The sequence below is a fragment of the Mucilaginibacter pineti genome (assembly GCF_900101875.1).
In the GTDB taxonomy this organism is placed as follows: domain Bacteria; phylum Bacteroidota; class Bacteroidia; order Sphingobacteriales; family Sphingobacteriaceae; genus Mucilaginibacter; species Mucilaginibacter pineti.
Genome location: NZ_FNAI01000002.1, coordinates 526526 through 547276, shown reverse-complemented (window position 1 = coordinate 547276; position 20751 = coordinate 526526). Strand labels below are relative to the sequence as shown.

The following is a 20751-nucleotide window of genomic DNA, read 5'->3' as shown; positions in this document are numbered from 1 at the left end:
ATGTTAGCGGAAAATTACCTGTATAAGAAATTGAATTTTAAACATTTATCATATCACACATTGCAAAATAGCGCTTATAGTACCAGATGTTCTATATTATTGAAGACTTTATTATTGGCCATTTTTGTTGGAGCTAATACTTTTGCCTTCAGCCAGGAAAAAACTCATGCCGATTCCGTTAAAGCTGATTCTGCACGCGCTGCGGCCATAAAACTCCAAAAGCATAATGATAATTTTAGCAAACAGTATGATATTGGCAACCTGTTTAATGCAGTTTTCCATCCAAACAAAAAACCCGATTCCATAAAAAAAACGTCATCGGGTATCACCGTTATCCCCAATATTGCTTCTAACCCAACCATAGGCTCTCAAATAGGTATTAAGGCCGTAGCCGGTCGGAAATTGGGTAGCGATCCTACTACCCTCCTATCTGTCGCCGCAACATCGGCTTCTATTACCACCAAGGGGATCATCTATTTTTACATCAACCATAATATATACACCCCCGGCAACAAATGGAATTTACAGGGAAGTATTATAGTCGCCAAAACTGTATCGCCAGATTATGGTATCGGGATTGGTCGCGGAGTAAATGATACCGAAGAAGATCATGTACTCACCAACCCCGAGCGTAAAGGCCGCGCCCTGCATTCCTTATATTTCAATTTCAGGGAAAAGGTGTATAAGGAAGTGGAGAAAAACCTTTTTGTTGGGGCAGGATTATCGCTTGATATCCGCAAAAAGATCGAAGACCGGGCCGATACATCGGGCAAGCTCACCCCCTATAATATTTACAACGAGCGCAACGGATTTAAGGGCGATAGCTACAGTGCAAACGGATTTCTTTTTAACGTGCAGTATACCACCCGTGATAACCAGAACCGGGCTTACAAAGGTATTTATGCCGATGCTGGTTTTAGGGTTAACCAAACCTGGATAGGCAGTACCAAAAGCGCTGTGCAGTTCACTACCGATTTCAGAAAGTATTTTAGCCTGTCGAGCAGTCATCCAGAGCATGTTATAGCGATTTGGAACTGGGGATCATATTTATTGAGCGGTACCTTGCCCTATCTTGAATTACCCGGAACAGGCAGGGATGGGAGTTTCCGCAGTGGGCGCGGTTACGTAGCCACCTATTTTAAAGGAACACAATACAACGATTCGGAAATTGAATACCGTTTCCCTATCCTGAATAACAAATTCCTGAGCGGGGTAGCTTTCTTCAGTATGCAAACCGCTAATGACGACTTAGGTACCAAACTTTTCCAGGTATGGCAGCCAGGCGGCGGCGGCGGCTTACGTGTGCTGTTTAACAAAGCTACGCGTACCAACTTATGCCTTGATTATGCCTGGGGTAAATATGGCTCAAGAGGCTTCTTTTTGGGATTGAACGAGGCTTTTTAAACATCCTTCAGGGTGCCCAAAGTTTAAAACCTCCAATTTAATGAGCGAACAACCGTCATTAATGAGTATACGCCATAAGATATAGGCAAATTATTGCTTTACTTTGTTATAGTGGGTAAATTACATGTGATATCCACCCGGCATTTGCGTATGAAAACTTGGCTTGCTTGCTTTATTTTGATGTTGTGCGGGTTTCGCGCTGCCGGTCAAGTTTTTCCTGATATAAAATTCAACCAGCTTACCGTAAAAGACGGCCTTAGCACCAATGCCGTAAAATGTATTTACGAAGATAATAACGGCATTATGTGGATAGCCACCTCAAAGGGGCTAAACCGCTACGATGGTACCGGTTTTGAGGTTTACCACCATATTGAAGATGACAGTACCTCTATTTGCAATGACGCACTCAATTATGTCACCGCCGATCCCGAGCACCAATTATGGGTGAGCACAATAGGCGGTTTATCCCGGTTTAATCCAAATACAGGCAAAGCCGTTAATTACATACATAGCGCTACCGATAAAAACAGCTTAGCCACCAACGAAAAATGCATCCCCTACTTTGACAGCAAGGGCCGCTTATGGATTGCCACCGGGAACGGCGTACAACTGTTTGATTACAAAAATAACCAATTCACCACCTATAATGCGCCGCCTATAATTGGCCCGGACGCAGAGCACGTTTACAATTATTTTAACCTGATAAGAGAAGATACTAAACACCAGTTATGGGCGCTCAGTGCGTTTGGTATGTACCTCATTGATGAGCGGGCGCATAAACTGGTACTATATAACCAACACGCCGCAGATCTGAACCTCGCTTTTCACCAAACTGCCGACGGCACTATTTATTTAGGGCAATTAAAGGGTGGCCTTAAAAAATTCATTCCGCAGCAAAGCTTGTACCAACAGGTGATCAGCAAGCTCTCAAATGCGCCTGATGGGAAGGTAAATGATATTGCCGAATGGCGGGATGACAACAATAATAACTGGCTTTGCATTGGTGCCAGCGGCGGGTTGGGGCTTATAGATCTGAAAAGTGGGCAGATAAGGGAGTACGGTTTTGACAATTTAAACACCTCGTCGTTACATGCCTTTTATGTATATCAAATTACTAAAGACAGGCAAAACCGGCTGTGGCTATCAACAGATAATGGCATCAACATTATAGACCCTAACCTGCAGAATTTTGAAAACCTGCCGCTGTACCAGCAGCTGCAATTAAACAATCCCAAACTGTTCGGCTTGCCCAATAATATGCTGGAGGCCGACGGTAAATTTTACCTGACCAGCTATTACGCCAAAGGCGTGTATGTGTTTGATAAAAACTGGCGTTTGCTTAAACATATTTTACAGGTGCCTGAAAACTCAACCAGCGCGCTCAGCAAATCAATAAATAGCATTTATAAGGACGATAAAAGCAACCTGTGGTTCAGTACTGATTCGGGCCTGGTAAAACAAAGTGGGAACAGCTACAAATTTTATTTCCCGCCGGGATTAGATGCCGCTAATAAAGATAACCTGACCATTTCAAAAATATATAAACGTACCGATGGTTTGTTCTGGATAAGGGCCAGGCAAAATGGCCTGTACGTTTTTGACCCCGAACGCGGCGTGTTTTTAAAGCAGTATAAACCCGATGGTAAAACTATCGACGGCACCGTTTTTTCCTGCTTTTTAGCTAAGGATGGCGTGCTATGGGTTGGCGCAACTGGTGGGATCAGCTGCTATGTCCCCTCAAAAGATGTGTTTAAAAAGATCATCATCAAAAAGAACGACGGTAAAGTGGTACCTGTAGGCTGGATAACAGATATAACCGAAGACAAGGAAAACGTGATATGGGCGGTTTCGGACGCGGGGCTTATCAAAATAAAAAAAAGCAGCGACGATGGCCTGCTGATAAACTCCAAATCGGGCCTGCCCGAGAATTACCTGAAACGGATTATGATTGATACCCTCGGCAACTTATGGATTCCATCGCAGCAGGGTATTATAAAATACGACAGAAAAAAAGCGTTCACATTTTTCAATGTAAATAACGGTTTGCCGTTTCAGTATGAAGGGCACGGTTTTTTTGAAAGGGATAGCGAAGGGAATTTTCTGGTTGGTTTTAGCGGTTTTGTAACCCGGTTTAACCCCTACAACATCATAACCAATACCGCCATACCTAAAGTTATATTACTTAGCATATCTGCAGATGGTAACAGGACAAGCGTTTCGACCAGCAACAACGAAAAAAGTATTACGCTGGCACCTGGAACAAAAATTGTGAGCATCCACTTCGCCATTACCAACTATACCGCCCCGCAGGAAAATAATTATTACTATAAAGTAGGTTCAACTACCCAATGGCAGCAAGTAAAAAATGGAAATATAGCTTTGGGCAGCCTGCCAAACGGCACTTATACCCTGTTTATCAAAGGCAGCAATAACGATAACGTTTTCAGCAAGGAAGAAAAGCTTACCATAACCGTGTTGCCACATTGGTATGAAACAGCTGTGTTTGAGTTATTGTGCATATTGGTCATCATTGCTGTTATTATATTTTTAGTGAGAAGAAGGATTGCGTTTATCCGTAATGAAGCCTTATTTAAACAGAAACTTATTGAAAGCGAGCTGCGGGCCATTCGCGCGCAGATGAACCCACATTTTATATTCAATGCCCTTAACTCCATTGAATCATATATCATGGAAAACAATGCGCGTACGGCCAGTGTAATGATCCAAAAATTCGCGGGCCTTTGCCGGTTGATCCTTGAAAACTCTACCCAAAGCCTGGTTTCGGCAGCCCGGGAATGGAAGGCGCTTAAATTATATGCAGAAGTAGAGGCCATGCGTTTTAATAACCAATTTGCCTTTAACTTCATTTGCAACAATGATGTCGATCTGAATGGCCTGCTTATTCCGCCTATGCTGGTGCAGCCTTTGATAGAGAATGCCATACACCACGGCTTGCGCAACTACCAGAAAGATGATGGACTTGTAACCATCGAACTTTCCAAACAAGATGATTCTATCCGTTTTACCGTAACCGATAATGGCATAGGATTTAGCGCGGCCACACAAAACCAAAGCAAACACATCCTTAAACAACAATCGCTGGCGTTAAAAAGTATCAGGGAGCGTATAGCCGCAATGAACGGACTAAACGGCGACACAAAAGCATCTTTTGAAATAAAGGAAATAAACGCACCTGGAAAATCAGGCACTATAGCTACATTGATACTGCCAATAAATTTGGCCTGACGATGATATCCTGACTATTTTTATTGTATTAAATTTGCAATCAGATTCTCAAATTCATACATGATCCGACAAGCAACTCCGTCAGATGCTCGCCACCTTGCCTTGCTTATTGTGCTTGCCATGGGCGACCTGGCGGCAAAGTTCATCAACAGCAATGATACAGCCGAAGCTATTCATGTATTTGAAAAATTCGCGGGTTTGCAGGCAAACCAATATAGTTACCAAAACGCACTGGTTTATGAAGATGAAACCGGTATCTGCGGAATGATAACCGCTTACGACGGCGCAACGCTGGATGACCTCCGAAAACCATTTCTGCAATACATCAAATTGACTTATGGCACCGCTATCCACCCAGAGGACGAAACCCAGCCCGGCGAATATTATATAGACTGCCTGGGTGTTTACCCTCACCAACAAGGTAAAGGCATCGGCAAAAAGCTAATAGCAGCCCTGTGCCAAAAGGCCGCTGCGGAAGGGTATACAATCGTAGGTTTGCTCGTAAGCAAAGAAAATAATGGTGCCGAAAAACTATATGCAGGATTAGGATTTAGCATAGTACAGGAAAAAGAGCTTTTAGGGCACTCTTACTATCACATGCAGCGCATAATGTAAGGCAGACTACCAATCTAACTTTAACAAAGCCACTCCCTGCCGGGGTAAAGTAATTTGGGTTTGCAATTGTCCCGCTTTTACGGGAACTGTAACCGGTTTATCCATCATCTCCAGTTGACCGGCACGTTCCAATTCGCTGATCTGCGCGGCTGTGGGCTTTTGTGGCGAACCCATCTTTTTCCAAACTTCGTAGGAATTACTATGCTGCTGATCTATGCGGTATTGGGTAAGCTTTACCGCCTTTACCGGCAAATCATTTATAGTGACCGTTACCGGGCTACCCTCGTCTTGTATATCATCGTCATGATAATTCCAGATCATTACCGTGGCCGCGCGTTTATCTTTTGCTGCCAGTGCGCCAATATCGGTATGTGAACCACGAACGCTGGAATCTGCAACAGCCTTAACGCTGAACATCTGGCTGCCCTTAACCGCTACCCGTTTGCCTTTCATCATCCCAAACATTCTGAATACATTTAGCACCGGCTTATCAACACCATTAGTAGCCAGATCCCGAAAACCGTAAAACCAAGGCTGATCTTCAAACTCGAATGACCATGATACCGCACCCATAAAGTTTACCTTCAGTGAATCGGCCAGCAAGTATTTACGCGCAAAAGTAGCCGCGGTGTAGCTGGAATACATGGTACCGTTCCGGTAAGCATTTGACGGATTAGTAGCCATGCCACAAGCTGCGCAACCTTCCGGGTCGGATTCGCCGATTACGATGGGAATATTTTTTGTTTGTGAGTATGAGGCCACTATCTTAAACCCTTCCCGTATATCGCGGATCTGCGGGGCCATATTCATCCGTACGTGACCATCAACCACCGAGGGGTTCCCCTTGGCGTGAAACGAGATCACATCCAACGGCGATCCGGTTTTACCTGTTGCATAATTGGTACCGCTTATACAATGTTCAATAAAAGCCTTAAGAAATTTCATTCCGCTGCTGCTTGAACCTCCCGCTATTTCCGGTCCGCCTATTTTTACGGTTGGTAAAGCGCGTCTTGCACCCTGGGCCGCATAATCATACATTTTAAAAAATTCGGGCATGGTACCTTTCCAGTAATCAATGTTTGGTTCATTCCATACTTCCCAATACCAGCTTTCCACCTCCTTTTTTCCATACCTTGCTACCTCATGTTTTACCCATTGATAGATCAGCTCTTCCCATTTATTATAATCATTGGGCGGGTAAGCCCAGCCGGTGTAGATCTCGCCGTAGTTTTTGCCCGGTTCCCAGTGATGCCGGTAAGGCTGCGGATGTGTTGACAGCGCCTCAGGCATAAAACCTATCTGCGCGTACGGTTTCATGCCGCGTTTAATATAAGTATCAAAAATGCTGTCGACAAGGTGCCAGTCGTAAACTGGTTTGCCGTAGGCATCTTCTGTATAGGCATTGGTCGATCCCCATTTAAGGGCTGGTGTACCATCGCCGGTGGTAAGCAGGTTGTGCACCCGCATGTGAACGGGCGTTGGGCTTAAGGCAGCCAGTTCAGAAAGTAGCTTTTTACCATCTTTCATATAGGTATAGTTTGGCTCATCGTGCCCAAACCACGCCCAAACGGGGCTCATATCACCTGTTTCTGTTTTCAGGTCGACAGTGATAGTTGCAGACGATGACTTCGACTCCTGTGCCCGCACCGTACTGAAACTAATTGCCGCAAAAAACAACACTAAACTGAAATACCTTAATTTAAAACCCATAAAGAGATAGTTATAATTGTTACAAAGAACATTTAAATATACTTATCATCTTTTCCTTTATAAACACTTATTAATTTTTTTAAAGTAAAAAGCCCGATACAAAAAGTACCGGGCTTTAATATACTGTAAATATTAACAGCTTATTTACCGTTTAATTTTTTGATCACGTCAACTTCTTCCTGCTTGTAAGGTGTACCATCGGGTCTGAAAATTTCGTGGAACCATTCTTTTGGCTCACCACCATCAGGTATAGGGGTATCCCAGGCGTATTTGGTATTGGTTTTACCGGCCACAAAGCCCCAGTTTATGGCACCCACATTTTCTTTTTTAAGCATAGGCATTACGGTTTCAAACCGGCTGTTACGCGGGCGGGCCATATACTCGGTACAAATTACCGGCCTGCCATACATCTTTAAAAACTGAACCGTTTTTAAATGTTCATTCTCGGGCGAGTAATCATGATAAGTAACCACATCTGAATGGGTTACCTGGTATTCGTTCAGTGCCTCTAATCCCCATGACCATACACCGGCACTTATTGGTTGATCGGGGTTTACTTCCCTTGCCCAGCCAAATACTTTTTTCAACAGTGGCAATGATGAATCGCCTTTACCAGAGTTTCCGGGCTCATTGTACAGATCCCAAAGCAAAATTCTTTTATCATGTGCAAAAGTTTTTAATACATCCTTCACATATATTTCCAAAGCCGGGAAATTGGCCGCCTGCGCAGATGCGGGCTGACCGGGATCCTGCATCCAACCGGAGTTATGGATGCCCGGTTTTGGCTCGGGTTGTTTGCCGGCCTTTGGCTCTTTATTCCAGCAATCGTCAAAAAACACAAACAGCGGCGTAATATGGTGACTGGCAGCTATGGTTAAAAACTTATCCATCCGCTTTTTAAAACCGGCGGGGTCTTGCTTATAGGCAAGGCTGTGTAAAAACACACGCATGGTATTAAAGCCAATACCCTCGGCATAGCCAAGTTCCTTGTCAATTGTTTTTGGGTCGAATGTATTAGCCTGCCACATCTCCAACTGGTTAATTGCAGTAGCAGGTATGTAATCGGCACCGCTAAGCCACTTATGCGCCGCGTACCATTTATTCGCCTTCTCTGCCGACCATATTTGTCCGCTTGCTTTCTTTTGCGCCTGCGCGTTAAAGGCCATTGCCAGCAACAATAAAGCGCCGCATAATTGTTTTATTATTTTCATAGTTTATAATAAGATGTGATAAATCTATTTATTTTTTTCGGATGGACCGTCCATTGCTATCCCTGCTTTTAGCGGAACGCCGAAGTTTGGTGAGCCATCTTTATTCCAGCTAAACTTTTGCATCCGCGGCGAGCGTTCATTTCCGCAACCCTGACCCGGCTGCGAGTTGGCGTGGTACAAGATCCAATCCTCGGTGCCATCCGGCGATTTAAAGAACGAATTGTGCCCCGGTGCGTAAACGCTATTCGCAGGAGCTTCCTTAAATACAGGCTGCGGCGATTTTGTCCAGGAGGCTGGGTTAAGCAAGTCGCTGTTTTTTGATGCCGTAAGCATACCCAAGGCATAATAATCTGTCCAGCAGCCGCTGGCGGAGTACACAAGGAACAACTTGTTTTTGTGTTTCAATATCTCTGGCCCTTCATTCACATTTACATGCGGCGGGTTTGATTTTGCGCCCAGGTCGCCGTACTTTTCCCAATCATAGGTTGGGGTAGATATTTTAACCCGTGGCCCGTCAATAGTAAGCGGGTCTTTCATTTTAGCAATATAAATATTCTGCTGACCGTTCTCATCACCTTCCCAGCCAGCCCATAACATGTAAAGCTGCCCGTTATTTTCAAAAACAGATACATCGATAGCCCATTTATTGGTTTCATCGCCTACTTTGCCTTTAAACGTCCAGTCGCCCTTTGTTGGATCGGCAGATGAATTTTCAAGCACATAGATACGGTGATTGTTGTTATTACCATCATCGGCAGCAAAATACATATACCATTTGTCCTTTAAAAAATGTAGCTCGGGGGCCCAAAGTTCCTTTGAGTAGCTGGTACCTGCCGGTGGCACCCAAATGGTTTTCTTTTCGGCTGAGCTTAACCGGGCAACACTCTTAGTTTTCCAGATTACAAGGCGGTTACCTGCAGAATTGGTATAATAGTAATACCCGTCCTTATAAATAACCCAGGGATCGGCGCCCGATGGCAGCAGCGGGTTGGTAAATGTTTTATCGGTGTTAGTTTGGGCAAAGCCCGTAACGGCAAAACATAGCAGCAGGATAATAAGCTTAAATATTTTATTCATGATAATGGCAAATGCGTTAAAAGGCTACCTTGTAATGTGCCCTTCTTTCCAATAAATTTCACTGTGATTATCGCTAAAGTTACGTGTTGTAATTAAAACAACGGTATTATCATCCTTTAAAAACATCGAGCTATAATAGGCACCTTCGTTAAGCGGCAAATTGGGCCATGGCCTGGTAGTTTTTGAGAAGTTTGCACCTACACTGTTACCCTGTAATACCAGCATGGTACTTTTTTTCCAGTCGGATATGGCGCGTCCATCCCCATCCTGAAAAGAGAGTAACGTTTCGCCGGTTGATAACTGCACCATATACGGGCCGCCGCCAAAAACATTATTGGTGGTAGCCAGCCATCGCCTGCCGTTTGAAGTAGTTCCGTTAGTATTATAATTCCATTTAGCATCTGTTGACGACCATAATACCCAGGGCGATTTTGAATTATTAACCGACTCGATAGGGAACACAATCCCTTTATTATCCTTTAAAACCAATGGTGTTGGCATTCCATCGCGGAAACCACTTGCATAAGCAACCTCTTTTGGCGACGACCAGGTAGCACCATTATCCGTAGAGTGGATAAACAGAATATCCTGCTGCGGATTGCTGCTTGGCCACCAATTGGCTTCGCTGGAATAAAATAGTTCTATATCGCCATCGCTCAGTTGTATAGCGCCAGGTTCCCATGAGCGGCCTGTAGCAATTATTTTAGGATCACCCCAACTTAATCCCTGGTCTTTACTGATTCTTATTTGCACGTTGTCATGCGCGTTATCATCGGGGTTGCCCCTGCCAACAAAAGCCAGCATAAGCCATCCGTTTTTCATCACCAGGATATCCGGATTAGAAAAACCGTAATAACCGGGAATATTATCAGCCATCAGTATTTGCGCATCGCCCCAGGTTGCGCCATTATCATCACTACGGCGCAGGGCAATGTTGTTCCAGTAATCATTGGCACCGCCGCAGTGGTAGGTAAGTAAAAGCGTTGTGGCGCTTATCCTTTTAACACGGCCATACTCGGCATAATAAACATCGTGCGAGATCTTTTTAGCCGTGGCATCCCAGGTAATATTTACGGTTGATGTTGAATTATCAACCGGCGGCGTATCATCGGCATGTTTTACCGGCGTAACCGGCGGATCTGTTTTACCATTTCCGTTATCCGTAGGCTTGTTATTTGCCCCCTTACCACATGATGCCGCTATCAGCAGCACCGAAATCAACACACAATGGACATAATCAACTTTTTTCATGATGGTAGAATTATATAAACCGTGAAGGACGAGTGTCATCCTTCACGGCTGTAAAATTTAATAATTAGGATTCTGCTTCAGGTTAGGATCACTGTCCAGATCAACCTGTGGTATCGGGAAGAACTCACTTTTATTTTTCACAAAATTACTGAACGCGGGGTCATGATTGGCTAAACCCGTTCCCAGATCGCCCCAGCGGGCAAGGTCATCCCAGCGGTGCCCTTCGCCGGCAAGCTCGGTCAGGCGTTCGTGTTTTAACTGGGTTAAAAATGCATCATGATCCATCCCGGGTTTCGCACTTGTAAGTGTGGGTAAACCTGCACGTTGTCTAACAGCATCTACGTATTTGTAAGCATCGGTGGTTTTACCGGTTTCGTTAAGACACTCGGCATACATCAACAACACATCCGCATACCTGATGATACGGTAGTTGTTGCCAGAGTGAAAGCTTTCGCCCGTGCCAATTGCATCATCCAGGTATTTCCTAAACCACACATCGTTGTTACCCCCCGGATAACGTGAGGCAAAAGTTTGCCCATAGATCATGGAGAAGTTTGGCCCCCTAACATCGGTTGAATCATACAGATACGAAGCATCCACGCGCGGATCGCGGCCGCCGGCTACAGTTTTCTCCTTGGTAAACTCGTGGATCACCCAGCGTAAACCCTGTCCATCGGTAAACCCAATTGGCTTAGGCGCAAAAAACGGCGGCAACGACTGGCCATAGTTAAGGTTATCAACCCGTGGGTCGGTATCATCATCATGGTTATCCAACGGGTTTGTTGCAAACTGGATCTCAAAAACCGATTCCTTATTATTTTCCTTACTTTCCAGAAAGTTATCGCGGTAGTCATCAGTTAATCCATACATACCTTTTCCCGGGCCATCTGCCAAATAAGCTAATGCTGGTATGGCCTCGGCAAATTTACGCTGCTGCATGTAGGCCTTAGCCAGCATAGCGTAAGCCGCACCTTTTGTTGCCCTACCCAAATCATTTGGATTTGAATAGCTTGTCGGCAAAACCGCAATAGCTTCAGTAAGATCTTTTACAACTTGTGCCCAAACTGCCTGCTGTGGAGATGTAGCTATTTGATCGTTTGTTACTGAAGTTTTCAGCTGAAGCGGCACATTGCCGAATAGCATAGCAAGGTTATAGTAAAAATAACCCCGCAAAAATTTGGCTTCGCCAAGATACTGATTCTTTAAGGTAGCATCCATGGTAATGTTAGGCACGTTATCCAATACTTGATTTGCACGAAAAACACCAACATAATTATCGGCCCAGATACCTGTTGTATTACCATAATTGTAATCGGTTATTAAAAACAGATCGAAATTATTTTGCAAACTATGATCGGGGCTGGTGCTTGTGCCTTCGTCAGACCGGATAATGTTGGCAAACAACTGCCAGCGCGAAATAGCGCCCCTGTGTAATGTACTGTAAACGGAATTTACTCCAGAGAGCGCATCGGCTTGTGTTTTCCAAAAAGCGGTAATTGTTGGCGTATTGGGGTTATTAATGTTAAGATCTTTTTTGCAGGCTGCGGTTACCAGCAAAAGCCCCGCTATAAATGAATATATGATATACTTTTTCATGTAATTAAATCTTTAAATGGTTAAAACCCACACTGAATACCTAATGAATAAATTCTGCTTGGCGGCCATGTTCCGTTATCAATTCCCCGGTCTTGTATACCTGCTCCAGGTACATCCGGGTCAAGCCCTGTGTATTTGGTAAATGTGTGCAGGTTTTGGCCGCTCAGGAAAACCTTAGCATTTGCCACACCAATTTGCTTAACCAGGCTTGTAGGGAATGAATAGCCAATTTCAAGATTACGGATACGTAAATATGATCCGTTCTCAAGCCATCTTGAGCTTTCGTACTTAGCATTATCAACTAACCCGGGGTCATTAGTTAATATGCCTATTCTCGGGTCGTTTGTATTAGTGTTCGTTGGAGTCCAGGGGCTAACATCAGCCCTGAAGTTGGTTAGGTCATAACTATCTAAATGTCGCCTTACATCATTATATATTTTGTAACCCGTTAAAGCAACCAATTGTACATTTATTGAAAATGATTTGTAAGAACCGTTAAACTGAAACCCAGCCTGAAACTTTGGAATAGACGAACCATCAAACTGGCGATCATCATTATTAATCTGACCATCATCATTTATATCCTGGAATTTTACATCCCCTGGTTTAGCGTTCGGCTGGATGATTTTGCCGCCGGAATTTTTATAATTATTTATTTCTTCCTGACTTTGGAATAAGCCTTCGGTTTTTACCACATACCACTGGCCAATAGCACCGCCAATTTGCGAGCGTGTTGCACCTGTCTGGAAGTATTTACTTGAGCCAAGTTGTTTGCCCAAGCTAACAACTTTGTTTTTTATGGTGGTGAAATTCCCTGATATGTCCCATTTAAAATCGCCGGTGTTGTGGCGGTAAGTGGCCTCAAATTCAATACCTTTATTGCTAATACTACCCGCGTTGGTTGATGGGTTGCCCTGTTGATTCCCTAAAAAAGATGGTATATTCAAACCTAATATAATATCCTTTGAAAGGTTATCATAAGCATCAATACCTACAGTTAAGCTGTTGTTGAACAAGGTTGCTGCAACACCCACATTTTTGTCAATTCTTGTTTCCCATCTCAAATCGGGATTGTTTAGCTTAGCTTGCGATGCCCCTACATATGGAAATTGATTGGGACCGAAAACCGCTCGTTGCGCACTATTTAACAGTGCCTGGTTATCAAATGATCCTAAGGAGTTATAACCCAAGCGGCCGTAAGAAGCGCTTATTTTCAGGTCATTTACCCAATCTACATGGAAAAAGCTTTCCCTGCTTATGCGCCATGCTCCTGCGACAGATGGAAAATAGCCGGTTCTGTAATTTGCTCCAAATCTCGAATCCTGGTCTATCCTGCCAGTAAGTGTCAGTAAATACTTATCATCATAGCCATAGTTAACGCGTCCTAAATATCCACGCGTTCTGTAATCCTGTCCTTCATTTACACCGCCAGTTACAGATGCAAGGCCATTCGCCGAATTTATAGTCGTGAAATAATCGCCGCCTACAACCTGCAATCCATTTTTACGACCATCTAAAAACGTTCTTAAAACTCGTTGCTCAGTATATCCTAAAACGCCGTTAATGCTGTGCTTACTAAAGGTTTTGTTAAAATTCAGCGTATGCTCAAGCAGTATATTAGTGAATTTTTCTCTGTCGTTTTCTGCGTAACTCAGTTCGGGTTGCTGGGTATAAGCCCATATACCTGTTTTTCTCAAATAACTGTTATCATCAAAGCTTACTTCGGCACCGGTGTTAAAACGATACGATAACCAACTGGTAAATTTCAAGTCGATAAAGGCATTGCCCACAAGTTTGGTATACGTGCTTTTACGCTGGTCATAATCATTAATAGCCAAATAATTCCATGCGTAACTTGGTGCGTCTGTGGTACCTATCCCCCACCCCGCAGGATTTGTATCTGTTATGTATTTTGCACTTTTAACGGGAATTACTGGCAACTGCTGCGGCATATCATAAAAAGGATTACCGGCTGCGGGGTTATTTGCTATTGAATTGGTAAGCAACATATTTTCGCCAAAGGTTAAAATGCCTTTTTTAGTTTCGGTGTTAACCCGCAGGCTTGATCTATCGAACTTGTTACCTATCAGCGTGCCTTTGTTTCCAAAATAACTACCAGATATCAGGTATTTGCTTTTTTCGGTACCGCCGGAAAGAGCTAAATTATAATCCTGTATAGCGCCTGTACGCATGATTTCATCCTGCCAATTAGTATTTATACTGGGGTCATATTGATCGCCAACACTACCTACCGGCGTAAGCCCAGAATTGATGTATGCTTGTTTTTCTAATGCCGCATAATGGCTTGCATCCATAACATTCCAACGTTTTGGAATTTCCTGAACACCATACTTTGCACTTGCATTTATTACTGCATCACCCTGCTTGCCTTTTTTGGTGGTAATAATAATTACACCATTACCGGCTCGTGAACCATAAATAGCCGAGGCTGAAGCATCCTTTAGTATTTGTATCGATTCAATATCGTCGTTATTTATTGTTGGATTTGCATCGGCATACATACCGTCAATTATATACAGTGGGGTAGTACCGTTAAAACTGCCAATTCCCCGAATTTGAACGTCGGCCTGGCCCCCAGGATTACCGCTGGTACGGATAGAAACGCCCGGTGATAAACCCTGTATAGACTCTGCCAAGCTGTTAGACGATATCCGTTTTGATTCCGCCGCGCTTATTACGGCAACCGCACCCGTTAAATCCTTTTTCTTAACAGATTGATAACCAATTACCACCACTTCATTCAATGATTTATTTGAACCTGTTAAGGATACATTGATCTGTGTTTGGCCGTTAACCGCTATCTCCTGCGGGGCGTAGCCTATATAATTAAAAACCAGCGTGACATCGCCGTTGGGTAAGTTGATACTGTATTTACCGTTAACATCGGTAGTAGTGCCGCTGGAAGTTCCTTTTACCATTACAGATACGCCGGGCAAAACCTCCCCTTCTGACGAGGTTACTACACCCCGTACCGTTATTGCCTGTATGTCGCCCGCGTAGTTATCTGCCGGTTTAGCTTCTATGATGTTGGTTATGGGGGCTATTGCCTTTTTCACGAGCACTATCCGTTCATTAATCACCTCAAAACCAATCCCGTTTGGTGCCAGCAATCGGCTTAGCACACTCTCCAGTCGTTCCTTCGTCGACTCGATAGATACATCCTGACTGGTTTGGATGATGCTTTTACTGTAAACAAATTTTATATCGGCGTTTTTTTCGAGCTTTTTTAACGCGTTGCTTAAACTTAAGTTGTTTATCGATATAGTTACCGGTTTTTCAAGCACCGCCTGGGCATGGCCCGTTTTAGCGTATGACATACCGGTAAGTACTATTGCAATAAATACTTGGCCTAATGTTATCTTCATAATTTTACACCAGGGTTTTGGTATTAATTGATAAAATTTCATAATTTAGATAAGTTTCTTTTTGAACAATTGAGACAAATAAAGCCCTGTTACCTGCCTTGCGGGTAATTAAAACGGGCTTACAATTAAATGGAAGGTAGGGGTGGTACCAGCACTCCTGCCTTTTTTTATGGGGGATACTTTAGGTTGGTTTGTTTATACTCATATATTTTAATTTAGGGTTCTGCACTTATAATTGGTTGTTAATTTCTTACTAATAAAATATCAGTACCATCAACTTCATAACTTACATTCAGGGTTTTCTTCAGCAATTCCATGATCTGCGGAAGGTTAAGGTCGTTAAAATCGGCATTGAGCAGATAGGCGTTCAACTTGGTATCCGCTGTATGAATATTAACTTCAAAACGTTTGTTTAAAACAGGCATAACACTTTCAATGGTGGCATTATCAAATGATATGTTAACCTTTTTCCATATATGGAGTTCCTTTATATCGATATTGAACTTCTCCTTCAGTTCGTTGTTCTTTTTTGAATAGGTGACTTGCTGATTTGGATATATCATTACCTCATTAAGCGCTTTGTTGTTGTGCCCAAATGAGTTTGATTTTACCAGTTTTACCGAAACTTTACCCGTTACTACAGATACATCGGCGAAAGACAAATTCTTTGAATCGCGCACGCGGAAACTGGTACCCCAAACCTTGGTAACCATATTATTGCTATAAATGATAAATGGCTTAGCCGGGTTTTTAGTGATCTCGAAGAAGGATTCGCCCGTCATGGTTACCTCGCGGGTGTTACCGGTGAATTTTTTGCTGAATTTTAATTGCGCGCCGGGACTAAGCCATACGTGGCTGCCATCGCTTAAAACCTGTTCATAAATACTTTTGGTGGTATTGGTAACATTAACCAACTCAACGTTATCTGCAGTATCCGGAGCAGCAGTCTGTTTGTTAAAATAAATCCCGAAGAATATAATTACCGCGGCAGCAACTCCCGATAGCGTATAGATCAATGTACGTACATTACTTTTTTGTACCTGGGGTTGTGTTTCAAAAACAGGTTCTTCATTTAACGATGCTATGCGTGCCTGGATATTATTCCTTAAACGATCTTTTATCGCCTGCTTTTGCGGTTCAGATATGGCCGAAATATGGTCTGTATCGGCCTCAAAGGAGTTATACCATTCTTTAACAACGGCCTCTTCTTCGGGCGTACAATCGCCTTGCAGATACTTATTTAATAAATAAGCAGTTATTGGTTCATTCATTTACAAACTGGGAGTTTCTTGGTTTATACTACATAGTCAGCCCAGCAAGGCATACCCCCCAATGTAAATGAAAATTCTTTTGAATATTTATTGGATAATTTAAAAAAGGAAGAAAAAAGAATTAAGGCTCGTTCGCAAACGCCTTAATGCCAGTGTGATGTGATTCTCCACGGTTTTCTCGGAAATACCTAAGTTTTGGGCTATTTCCTTGTTGCTTTTATGTTCATTGCGGCTTAGTTTAAAAACCTCGCGGCATTTTAAAGGCAACAGCTCAACCTGGGTTTGCAGCCGGTTGTTCAAATCGCTGGCAATAAGCAGTTCTTCTGTAGAGTTATCATACGCTATACCATGAAGCTGCAAGGCATGTTCGTAGTTATGCTTAACTATTTCCTTATGAACATAATTGATCACCTTGTACCTGATGGCGGTAAAGAGATAAACCGGCAGTAAAACTTTTATATCGATGGATTTACGCCTCACCCATATATCGGTAAAGCAATCCTGTACCAGCTCTTCGGCTACTTCAATTATTTTAACGCGCTTGTAGGCTGCTCCATAAAGTTTATCCCAATACCGGTTATAAATTTCGCCAAAAGCCATTGCGTCTTCCTCTTGCCTAAGCAATTGTAACAGTTCGCCATCTGATATTTCAGCATAGTTCCTCACGCGATCACAATTTTGGTTTAAACCCGGTACAGGTTATTACAGCACTCCGTAATAATTGGTTTTACGAATAGCTAAAAATCTGCAAAAGATTTAACATTAACAAAATTTTAACTAAAAAGTGTTAACCATACAGTTATAACATTTAAACATATTACTTTACAAATACATCGTACAGCAATGTGCTATTACCCAACAAAAAAAGCGCACCTTTTTAAGGGTACGCTTTTTTAGTTATAGAAAACGAGGTCAGTTGTTAAACAGCGTCGGACAATGAGCTAAAGGTAAAGTCCTTAATTTTCATTGGCGGGATCAGGTAGCTGCGATAGCTTTCCACACTAATGCTTCGCTCCTGTTTGCCTAATGCTTCAAGGTTGTTGAGCATAATTACAGGGCTTTCATTAAAGCGAAAGTTTTTTACCGGGAACTTGATCTTTCCGTTCTCAATATAAAAAGTACCATCGCGGGTAAGGCCCGTTAACAATAACGATTGCGGATCAACCATGCGGATATACCACAAGCGCGACACCAGGATGCCTCTTTCGGTACTTTTGATTAAATCTTCAAGGCTGGCATCACCACCCTCCATGATAATATTACCCGGGCCAGGCATAGGCTTAACACCTTTTTTATCAGCCCAGTAACGCGAATAGCTTAGGTTTTTAACTATGCCTTTATCTATCCATAAGGTTTTCTCGCGAGGTAAACCATCGCCGCTCCAAGTTGATGAAGGCAGATCGGTGTTAAATGGGTCTGAGTAGATGGTAACTTTCGGATCTACCAGTTGCTCGCCCAAACGAGTGCCCCCACCCTTTTTGCTTAAAAAGCTACGGCCTTCCTCGGCGCTGCGGGCATCAAAACGGAACATATTTTCCATCATGTAGGTAGCAGCTACCGGTTCCAGTATAACCGTGTATTTACCCGGCTCAATGGCTTTGGCACCAGATGAGCTAAGGCATTTACCGGCTGCATATTTGGTAGCCGTAAAAGTATCCAGCTTGCTTACATCGGTAAAACCTTTGGCGGCATAGCCAGATGCGGTGCCCCCCTCGTTGCGGGTAGTTACCGAAAATGTAACGTCACTGCCTTTATTATAAGCAAACAATCCTTTTGAATTCATTACAGCACTAAAGCCGGTTGAATTTTCAAGGAAACCTGCTGCTGTTAATTTTGCTTCTTTGGTGACAGATAAGCTTTTGGCCACCATACCGGCACGACTTTCTGGCGTCATGGCGGCTGTATTCGCATTATATGTTATTGATTCGGCAAAAGTTTGTGCACCAAGCATTGGCATATATTCCGGATTGGCCGGGGCCAGCTGTGCCAGCTCCTCTGAGCGGCGCACAACTCTTTCAAGGGCAGCATCGTCAAACTCGTCAATAGTTGCAACACCGGCTTTTTTACCAAAAACAGATGTAACCGCCAAACCAATAGTACTGATATCACCGGCAGTTGAAACCGCATTTAGCGCATAACGGATATTACCGCCTTCGCTGCCGCTTACACTCACTTCGCACTCTTCGGCCTTTGAATAGGCAAGCACTTTCTTTAATAAGGCTTGTGCTTCTTCTTTAGTTAATAATGGCATAATTCAATTATCCGATCTTTCTTTTAGTGTTGATTACATTAACTCCCTTAAACAATGCCGTAGATGAACCGTGCGAAACAGCGCTTGACTGGCTTGGCTGGCCCTTACCATCATTAAAAGCACCACCTAAACGATAGTCGCGCTCATCACAAACCTGTGTGCAGGAGTTCCAAAACTCTTGTGTATTGGCCTGATAAGCAACGTCATTCAGCATACCGGCTATTTTTCCTTCTTTTATCTCGTAAAACAGCTGACCACCAAACTGGAAGTTATAACGCTGCTGATCTATAGAGAAAGAGCCATCGCCAATGATGTAAACGCCTTTTTCAACGTTTTTGATCATATCATCAACACTTAGCGGTGTTTTGCCCGGCTGCAAGGATACATTTGGCATACGCTGAAATTGTACATCCTGCCAGCTTTGAGCATAACAGCAACCTTGCGATTCGGTTAAGCCGATAATATGTGCCTGGTCACGAATGGCCTGGTAATTAACAAGGATGCCGTCTTTTATGATATCCCATTTTTTACATTTTACACCTTCATCATCATAGCCTACGGCACCTAATGAACCAACCTGGGTTTTATCGCCCACTACGTTTACATTTTTACTGCCGAAATTAAATTTGCCCGTTTTCCATTTATCCAGCGTTAGAAAACTGGTACCGGCATAGTTAGCTTCGTAGCCTAATACACGGTCAAGCTCGGTAGGGTGACCAACCGACTCATGGATAGTTAGCCATAAATGCGATGGATCTAAAACAAGGTCATACTTACCCGGTTCAACAGATTTTGCTTTTAGCTTATCGCCTGCCTGTTGGGTTGCATATTTAATATCCTCTAATATATCGTAGCGTTTTTTGTAACGGGTGGTTATACCCAAAACTTTCTCACTGGCCAATGGATCCATATACTCATAACCCATACCTACCGGCGAACTCAGCGAACGGCGGGTTTCAAAACCACCAGCTGTTGGATCTATTTTGGTAACGTTAAAGCTTGGGTACAGACGGTGAATGTCCTGGTCGATATAAGAACCATCTGTTGAGGCGAAATATTTTTGCTCATTAACAGCAAACATGGTTGAGTTAACAAAGTTGGCACCGCCCGCCATAGCCACGCCATTGGCGTTTAACAACAGGTCTACCTTTTCCTTAATAGGCACTTCAAACGCGTTTTTCTCCAGCGGGGTTTTCCAGCTTACTTCACCGTATCCTTTTTGTGGCGCAAGTTGCACAGGCGCACTGCCAATTTTAGCGTTGGCCTTTGCCACGGCCACGGCACGTAATGCCGTTTTTGCCATACCTTCTTTGGTTACATCATTGGTTGCGGCAAATCCCCAGCAGCCATTGGCTATAACGCGAATCCCTATCCCGTATGATTCGGTATTGGCAACGTTAAGTACCTTGTTTTCGCGGGTTACCACAAACTGGTTAAGGTAGCGGCCAATCCGCACATCTGCATAACTGGCACCGTTTGATTTGGCAGCGTTAAGTGCCACATCGGCAAGCTCTTTTTTGATCTTTACATCTACACTTTCCAGTGCCTGCAGGGGGTCAATCTCTTTGCCAAATCCGGTAAGGCTGGGCATCATGAGCGCGCCAGTGCCAATGCCGGTTAAATAAATAAAATCTCGTCTTCTCAAAATTATATTCCTCCTTAATTATTTCAGATTATTCCCGGTATGGGAACTAATTTTATACTTTGATGTGCCCTTTAAGTATAGGGACTAA

At 43.4% G+C, this 20751-nt stretch carries 13 protein-coding genes; 3 read left to right on the top strand and 10 right to left on the bottom strand.

From position 1 onward, the window contains the following. Nucleotides 1-99 precede the first annotated feature (99 nt). The 3 genes from BLS59_RS06505 to BLS59_RS06495 all read left to right on the top strand — a co-directional run bounded on the left by BLS59_RS06505 (nucleotide 100) and on the right by BLS59_RS06495 (nucleotide 5265). Entirely contained in the window at nucleotides 100-1404 is a 1305-nt protein-coding gene (locus BLS59_RS06505; protein WP_240315161.1) for a BamA/TamA family outer membrane protein, read from the top strand. Nucleotides 1405-1554: 150 nt separating this feature from the next. Next, on the top strand, nucleotides 1555-4650 hold the full coding sequence (locus BLS59_RS06500) for a ligand-binding sensor domain-containing protein (protein ID WP_091146433.1): 3096 nt from the start codon (nucleotides 1555-1557) through the stop codon (nucleotides 4648-4650). Nucleotides 4651-4710: 60 nt separating this feature from the next. Next, nucleotides 4711-5265: a GNAT family N-acetyltransferase gene (locus BLS59_RS06495; RefSeq protein WP_091146430.1), complete on the top strand. Its 555-nt coding sequence runs from the start codon at nucleotides 4711-4713 to the stop codon at nucleotides 5263-5265. Nucleotides 5266-5271: 6 nt separating this feature from the next. Here the strand turns inward: BLS59_RS06495 and BLS59_RS06490 are convergent, their stop codons facing one another. The 10 genes from BLS59_RS06490 to BLS59_RS06445 all read right to left on the bottom strand — a co-directional run bounded on the left by BLS59_RS06490 (nucleotide 5272) and on the right by BLS59_RS06445 (nucleotide 20663). Beyond that, nucleotides 5272-6975 (bottom strand): GH39 family glycosyl hydrolase, encoded by a 1704-nt coding sequence (locus BLS59_RS06490; RefSeq protein ID WP_091146427.1) that lies wholly within the window; start codon nucleotides 6973-6975, stop codon nucleotides 5272-5274. A gap of 140 nt (nucleotides 6976-7115) precedes the next feature. Further along, complete coding sequence (locus BLS59_RS06485; RefSeq protein WP_143014052.1) at nucleotides 7116-8186, bottom strand: glycoside hydrolase 5 family protein; 1071 nt, start codon at nucleotides 8184-8186, stop codon at nucleotides 7116-7118. A gap of 24 nt (nucleotides 8187-8210) precedes the next feature. Next, entirely contained in the window at nucleotides 8211-9263 is a 1053-nt protein-coding gene (locus BLS59_RS06480) for a glycoside hydrolase family 43 protein (protein ID WP_091146425.1), read from the bottom strand. A gap of 24 nt (nucleotides 9264-9287) precedes the next feature. Continuing rightward, on the bottom strand, nucleotides 9288-10514 hold the full coding sequence (locus BLS59_RS06475; RefSeq protein ID WP_162842567.1) for a sialidase family protein: 1227 nt from the start codon (nucleotides 10512-10514) through the stop codon (nucleotides 9288-9290). 57 nt (nucleotides 10515-10571) lie between these two features. Beyond that, nucleotides 10572-12110: a RagB/SusD family nutrient uptake outer membrane protein gene (locus BLS59_RS06470; protein WP_091146419.1), complete on the bottom strand. Its 1539-nt coding sequence runs from the start codon at nucleotides 12108-12110 to the stop codon at nucleotides 10572-10574. A gap of 20 nt (nucleotides 12111-12130) precedes the next feature. Further along, a complete protein-coding gene (locus BLS59_RS06465; protein ID WP_205411200.1) occupies nucleotides 12131-15496 on the bottom strand; it encodes a TonB-dependent receptor in 3366 nt (1121 codons plus the stop codon). Nucleotides 15497-15738: 242 nt separating this feature from the next. Continuing rightward, nucleotides 15739-16767, bottom strand: coding sequence for a FecR family protein (locus BLS59_RS06460; RefSeq protein WP_091146415.1), 1029 nt, complete (start codon nucleotides 16765-16767; stop codon nucleotides 15739-15741). Between the two features lie 99 nt (nucleotides 16768-16866). Beyond that, nucleotides 16867-17433 carry an RNA polymerase sigma-70 factor gene (locus BLS59_RS06455; RefSeq protein ID WP_091146412.1) on the bottom strand — a complete coding sequence of 189 codons (567 nt, stop codon included), beginning with the start codon at nucleotides 17431-17433 and terminating at the stop codon, nucleotides 16867-16869. Between the two features lie 253 nt (nucleotides 17434-17686). Further along, nucleotides 17687-19018 (bottom strand): TldD/PmbA family protein, encoded by a 1332-nt coding sequence (locus BLS59_RS06450; RefSeq protein WP_205411199.1) that lies wholly within the window; start codon nucleotides 19016-19018, stop codon nucleotides 17687-17689. Nucleotides 19019-19025: 7 nt separating this feature from the next. Continuing rightward, nucleotides 19026-20663, bottom strand: a complete 1638-nt coding sequence (locus tag BLS59_RS06445) for a TldD/PmbA family protein (protein WP_091146405.1) — start codon at nucleotides 20661-20663, stop codon at nucleotides 19026-19028. Between the last annotated feature and the right edge of the window lie 88 nt (nucleotides 20664-20751).

Coding starts and splice junctions, on each gene's coding strand:
- BLS59_RS06495 (WP_091146430.1), top strand. CDS start 4,711: ATGATCCGACAAGCAACTCCGTCAGATGCTCGCCACCTTGCCTTGCTT.
- BLS59_RS06460 (WP_091146415.1), bottom strand. CDS start 16,767: ATGAATGAACCAATAACTGCTTATTTATTAAATAAGTATCTGCAAGGC.
- BLS59_RS06465 (WP_205411200.1), bottom strand. CDS start 15,496: ATGAAGATAACATTAGGCCAAGTATTTATTGCAATAGTACTTACCGGT.
- BLS59_RS06485 (WP_143014052.1), bottom strand. CDS start 8,186: ATGAAAATAATAAAACAATTATGCGGCGCTTTATTGTTGCTGGCAATG.
- BLS59_RS06450 (WP_205411199.1), bottom strand. CDS start 19,018: ATGCCATTATTAACTAAAGAAGAAGCACAAGCCTTATTAAAGAAAGTG.
- BLS59_RS06500 (WP_091146433.1), top strand. CDS start 1,555: ATGAAAACTTGGCTTGCTTGCTTTATTTTGATGTTGTGCGGGTTTCGC.
- BLS59_RS06475 (WP_162842567.1), bottom strand. CDS start 10,514: ATGAAAAAAGTTGATTATGTCCATTGTGTGTTGATTTCGGTGCTGCTG.
- BLS59_RS06480 (WP_091146425.1), bottom strand. CDS start 9,263: ATGAATAAAATATTTAAGCTTATTATCCTGCTGCTATGTTTTGCCGTT.
- BLS59_RS06490 (WP_091146427.1), bottom strand. CDS start 6,975: ATGGGTTTTAAATTAAGGTATTTCAGTTTAGTGTTGTTTTTTGCGGCA.
- BLS59_RS06470 (WP_091146419.1), bottom strand. CDS start 12,110: ATGAAAAAGTATATCATATATTCATTTATAGCGGGGCTTTTGCTGGTA.